This window comes from Pseudomonas sp. GM80, from assembly GCF_000282515.1.
Lineage (GTDB): Bacteria > Pseudomonadota > Gammaproteobacteria > Pseudomonadales > Pseudomonadaceae > Aquipseudomonas.
Window position 1 is genome coordinate 1 of the sequence record NZ_AKJD01000195.1, and the last position, 5,221, is coordinate 5,221.

Consider the following 5,221-nt stretch of genomic DNA (forward strand, 5'->3'; position numbering starts at 1 on the left):
GCTGCGATCTTTTGATGTTGTTTTCAAGATCAAAAGATCGCAGCCTGCGGCAGCTCCTACAGGGGGACTTTTGTTGCTCAGGCGGGTTCGGCTTCGGTGGCGTAAGCCTGTTCCAGCAGCACGGTGAAGCGGTTGAACGCGTCGATCGCGCCTTGCTCCACTTCGGTTTCTTCTTCAGCACTGAACTGCAGCGAGTCGAGGGTACGCACAAAACTCTTCCAGCCTTCGGCACGACCACCTTCGGGCTCACCGAGGTGACGGGCGCCGAACGTTTCGCTCAGCTCCAGCGCCACGGCACGCTTGATCAGGAACGCTGCGCCAAGCTTCGAACCTTCGGACACAAAGATCCAGCCCAGTGCACGGGCCTTGCTCGGGTTTTTTACTGCGCCGGCGACCGGTGCAGGGACTTCGGTGTCGAGGTCGGCGAGGTCAGCCCTGGCCGCTTCGGCGCGGCAACGCGCGGGCAGGTCAGGCACGATCGCGGTCAGTTCGGCATCGTTGTACAGGTCGACCAGTTCTGACTGGAACAGGTACTGCGCGACCACGAAACGGGCGAAGTTGGCGCGGGTCTCGAACGGCGCATGCGCCTTGACCAGCGCATCGAGCTTGGTGTGCGGCTCGTTGGTGATCTGGTTCAAGCGCTGCGAACGCAGGGCAGGGCGTTGTTCGGTGTCTTGAGCGGTCATGACAAATCCTTGAGAAATTGAGGCGCTTGCTAACGAGACGAACCAGCCAGCGCGCGAGCGTAAAAAAACCTCACGGGGCGGTGCATGAACACGCGCCGTGAGGTTTGCCGGATCAGATGTCCCAGACCAGATTGATCGCGAAGTTGCGGCCCGGTTGGGTCAGGCGATCAAGGTTGGCCGGCTGCGTGACCGAGGCTTCGCCGACGCTGTCGTAACCGCGCACGTCATCCCACTGCCAGTATTTCTTGTCGGTCAGGTTGTAGAGACCGGCGTTGACGGTCACGTCGTCGGTGACTTTGTAGAAGCCCGCCAGGTCGAGCACGCCATAACCCGGGGTCTTGAACTGGGTGCTGGTGCCGTCCGGCGTCTTGAACATGGTGCTGTCGACACGATCCTTGCGCTTGACCAGCGTCCAGCTCAACAGAGCACCGTATTTGTCCTGGTCATAACCGAGACCGAACACGCCGGTCAGCGGGTTGACGCTGTTCAGCGGCTGACCGCTGTCGTCATTGCGGCCATACAGGTACGCCATCGAGCCTTGGGTGTAGAGGCCGGTCGGCGCGCCAAAGGTGTCAAGGTTCAGGCGACCCTTGAGCTCAACGCCTTTGATGGTGGCGTGTTTGATGTTGTTGCTCTGGAACGTGGTCTCGCTGTAGCCCGGAGTGATCGCGTTTTCATCGATGAAATCACGGTACTTGTTGTAGAACACCGCAACATCGAAGGTGCCCGCTTCAAACTGGCCACGCAGGCCGGTTTCATAGCTTTTGCTTTTTTCCGGTTCAAGATCCGGGTTCGGCGCGACCTGGTAGCCGCCCGCGAGGTTTTCAAAGCGACCGTACAAGGCCTTGGCGGTCGGCGTGCGGAAGCCTTCGGCGTACTGACCGTACCAGGTGTAGTTATCGTTGAAGCTGTAGGTCGTGCCGAACTTCGGCGACAGACGATGCCAGGTTTTTTCCTTGTCGCTGACTTGACCGTTACCGCTCTGGTCGGCAGTGGCGAGGAACTCATCGGTGATGTGCGGCTTGAGTTGGGTGTAGTCGTAGCGTGCGCCCGGCAGGAACGTCCAGTTGCCCCAACTTATTTGATCCTGCGCGAACAGGCTGTAGCTGTTGATGGTCGGATCCGGGAAGTCGCTGGCCGGTTTCAAAGTGTCGGTGGCGCTTGGCGCACCGATTACCCGGCAGGCGCCGCTGACGGTCAGGCAGGTGCCGTTGCCGGTGCGCAGGCCGGTGACTTTGTCCTGCTTGATGGTCGTGCCGTAGGTGATGGTGTGATCGGTGTCGGCGATGGCAAACGACTTGTCAGCCTGCGCATCGAATACCCACTGGCGATCCTTGTAATTGGTGTCGCGGTTACGCAGCACGGTACGCGATGGCGCGTAGATTTCCTGGGTGCTTTGATCGGTCTTGGCGATCTGGTAGTTAAGCGACCACTTGATGTTGTCGGCCAGCGCAGTGTCCAGCGCGAAGCGGTGTTCCAGACCAAAACGCTCGCGGGTGACGGTGTCGTTGCCGGTGCGCGCCTTGTAGAAACCAAACCCGCGTCCAGCGTTGAACGGGCCACCGACGGCACTCAACTGGTTGGTGTCGCGATCGTCTTTGTAGTGTTCGTAGGTCAAGCCGAAGCGCGCGTCGTCAGCGTAGTTCCAGCCGAGTTTGGCCAGCACGTTGGTGGTGCGCACGTCTTCCGGGTTGGCCTCGGTGCGGTTCAGGCCGGTGCCACCGGTTTCGCCGTAGGACTCGGTTTCGTGACCGTTGCGCTGGCTCAGGTGCAGCAAACCGTCGAAGTCACCGGTGCGGCCGGCAACAGTGCCGGAGGTCAGCCAGCTGTCATCGGCCGAGCTGTAACCGGTTTTCAGCCGTGCGCCGACGTCCTGGCCAGGCTTGATGATGTCGTCCGGATCGAGGGTGTAGTAGCTGACGGCGCCGCCAATCGCATTGCTGCCGTACAGCACCGAGGCCGGACCACGGAGAATTTCGACGCGTTTGACGATTTCCGGGTCGACGTAATTGCGGTTGGTCTGCGCGTACGGGCCGTTGAAGAAACTGTCCGGCACTTGCACGCCGTCGACCTGAGTCAGGACACGGTCGCCATCGATACCACGAATGTTGTAGCCGGTGATGCCGGCACGCTGACCGGCACCGCCCACCGAAACGCCCGGCTCGTAACGCACCAGATCCTTGATCGAGTTGACGTTGTTGCGATCGAGATCCTCACGGGTCTGCACGCTGACGGTGGCCGGCACGCTGCTCACCGACTGTTCCTGACGCGTGGCGCTGATGGTCACCTGATCCAGATTGAGCGTGCCACTGGCGTTGCGTTTTTCCAGCACGACGTTGTTATTGCTCAGCTTGCGGAAGCTCAGGTTGGTCCCCACCAACAGACGCTCGAGGGCTTTTTCCGGTGGCAGCGAACCGCGCACGCCCGGCGACGATACGTTCTGCCCCAGTTCCGCCGGCAAACCGACCTGCCAGCCCGTCACGGCGGTGAAGGCATTGAGCGCCGACACCAGCGGCTGCTGGCTGATGGAGAACGAGTAATCACCCATGTTGCGCGCCGGTTGCTCGGTGGCAGCCATCAGCGGTGCGGTGCCGGCCATCAGGATGGCAGCGGTCAGCAGCGACAATACGCGGGAAGGGGATGAGGTCTGGCGGGTAAGGCGTGAGGACATCGATAGCGCTCCGTGTCGCACGAATCTTTATAGGTGCTGATTCACTTCCGAGGATGCGAATCAATTGCATTGGCTATAACGAGACGAACGGGCTTCAGCTATCGAGTAAAAATAATTCTCATTTAGTTCAAGATCACCAGCGCCGGGAATTCCTGCAGGCGTGCCGAGGTGATGTGGGCGAGGGAACGAACGACGTCGAGCGGCTGATCGAGGCGGTAATTGCCGGTCACGGCGACGTCGGCCAACTGCTCGTTGGTGTTGATGATCCAGCCCGGGTAGTAGCGACGCAGTTCGGCCAGTACTTGATTCAGCGGGCAATTCTCGAACACCAGTCGGCCCTGAACCCAGGCCAGATCGGTCGCAGCATCGAGTTTGGCCGGGCGATCAAAACCGTTCGGGCCGATGCGGATGCTTTCGCCGGCCGACAAGCGCACGCGGGCATCGTTATGGGTCGCGCGCAAATCGACATCGCCGCGTTGCACGTTGACCTGCGTCACGCCATCGAGATAACGCACGGCGAACGCAGTGTCACGCACGCTGGCCTTGACCGGGCCGGCATCGATTTCCAAGGGCTGAGTGCGGCTGCCGGCGATCTCGAAATACGCTTCGCCCTGATACAACCGCGCGACACGCTGTTGATCGTTGATGGTGCTGGAGAACGCCGAGTTGGTGTTGAGCAGGACTTTCGAGCCGTCCTCCAGTTGCAGGCGCTGACGCTCGCCCACCACCGTCAAATGATCGGCCTGCAGGCGCATTGGCAAATTGCTGAAACTGAACAGACCGAGAATGAGTACCGCAGCGGTGGCCAGTGGTTTCCAGTGCGGGCGCAAACGCTTGAGGAAGGTGACCTTGGCCGGTTTCGCCGCGAGGCTTTGCGCGCATTGAACCACTAACGGGCCGTCCCAGATCGCTTGCGCCTTGGCGAACGCTTCAGCATTCAACGGATCCGCCGCCAGCCAGGCATGGAACTGCCGGGTCTGCTCCTCGTCCGGGCTGCCGAGCACGATGAGCCAGTCGAGTGCCTGGTCCATTGCGTTTGCAGCGTCCTGCGCCGAATCCGGCGAAGGCGAGCGGTGGGTGTCCGTCACGGTGTTTCCTCGGCAGTGTCTGTGCACGGCTGTTTTTTTAGTGAAGCGTAAAAGTCGGGCAAGGGTAACAAAGCCCGATGATCAGTGCAGTCGATCCTGACATTTATGGAAACGTTCAGTCGCCATTCAAGCGTTCGGCGACGCCGATGCAAATGGACATGATCAGTTTCAATTCTTTCTGCACGGTGCTGAGGGACACGTTCAGTTCGTCAGCGATTTCCTGGTAGCTGTTGCCGTGCAGGCGGCTGAGAATAAAAATCTGCTGCTGACGCGGGCTGAGTTGACTGAGGCTCACGTTCAAGCGCTCCAGCAGTTGTTCGGCGTGGGCGGCGTCTTCGGCGCTGCTGGCAGGGGCGGCGATGCTGTGCACAACGTCTTGCGGAACGTCATCGACCATCGTCCGTGAATGAATCTTGCGCGCGCGCAAATGATCCAGCGCCAGATTGCGTGCGGTCTGGAAGACAAAAGGTTCGAGGTGATCGATGGCCCGCTCGCTCAGCGCCCGCGTCACGCGCAGGTAGGTCTCCTGCAACAGGTCTTCAGCGGTGCTGTGATTGTTGACCATCCGTTCCAGCGTGCGCAGCAAGGACGTGCGCTGGGTGAGGAAGACGTGGTTGAAGCGCGATTGACTCACGGGGGAACCTGATCCATTTCGAGCGAATGATAATGCTTATCATCTAGTTGAATGGTCAAGTATTGTTTTGCGATCAAAGCAGATAAATGTAGGAGCTGCCGAAGGCTGCGATCTTTTGATCTTAAAAACAAGATCAAAAGAT

4 protein-coding genes are annotated in these 5,221 nt (G+C 59.9%); all 4 read right to left on the reverse strand.

Annotated elements, in window-relative coordinates; translation table 11 throughout:
• Positions 1-77: 77 nt before the first annotated feature.
• The 4 genes from PMI37_RS25730 to PMI37_RS25745 all read right to left on the reverse strand — a co-directional run bounded on the left by PMI37_RS25730 (position 78) and on the right by PMI37_RS25745 (position 5,079).
• Positions 78-686 carry a biliverdin-producing heme oxygenase gene (locus PMI37_RS25730; protein WP_008086673.1) on the reverse strand — a complete coding sequence of 203 codons (609 nt, stop codon included), beginning with the start codon at positions 684-686 and terminating at the stop codon, positions 78-80.
• 112 nt (positions 687-798) lie between these two features.
• A complete protein-coding gene (locus tag PMI37_RS25735; RefSeq protein WP_008086675.1) occupies positions 799-3,357 on the reverse strand; it encodes a TonB-dependent receptor in 2,559 nt (852 codons plus the stop codon).
• 122 nt (positions 3,358-3,479) lie between these two features.
• Positions 3,480-4,445 carry a FecR family protein gene (locus PMI37_RS25740; protein WP_008086677.1) on the reverse strand — a complete coding sequence of 322 codons (966 nt, stop codon included), beginning with the start codon at positions 4,443-4,445 and terminating at the stop codon, positions 3,480-3,482.
• Between the two features lie 115 nt (positions 4,446-4,560).
• Positions 4,561-5,079, reverse strand: coding sequence for an RNA polymerase sigma factor (locus PMI37_RS25745; protein ID WP_008086680.1), 519 nt, complete (start codon positions 5,077-5,079; stop codon positions 4,561-4,563).
• Positions 5,080-5,221: the final 142 nt, after the last annotated feature.

Coding starts and splice junctions, on each gene's coding strand:
- PMI37_RS25730 (WP_008086673.1), bottom strand. CDS start 686: ATGACCGCTCAAGACACCGAACAACGCCCTGCCCTGCGTTCGCAGCGC.
- PMI37_RS25735 (WP_008086675.1), bottom strand. CDS start 3,357: ATGTCCTCACGCCTTACCCGCCAGACCTCATCCCCTTCCCGCGTATTG.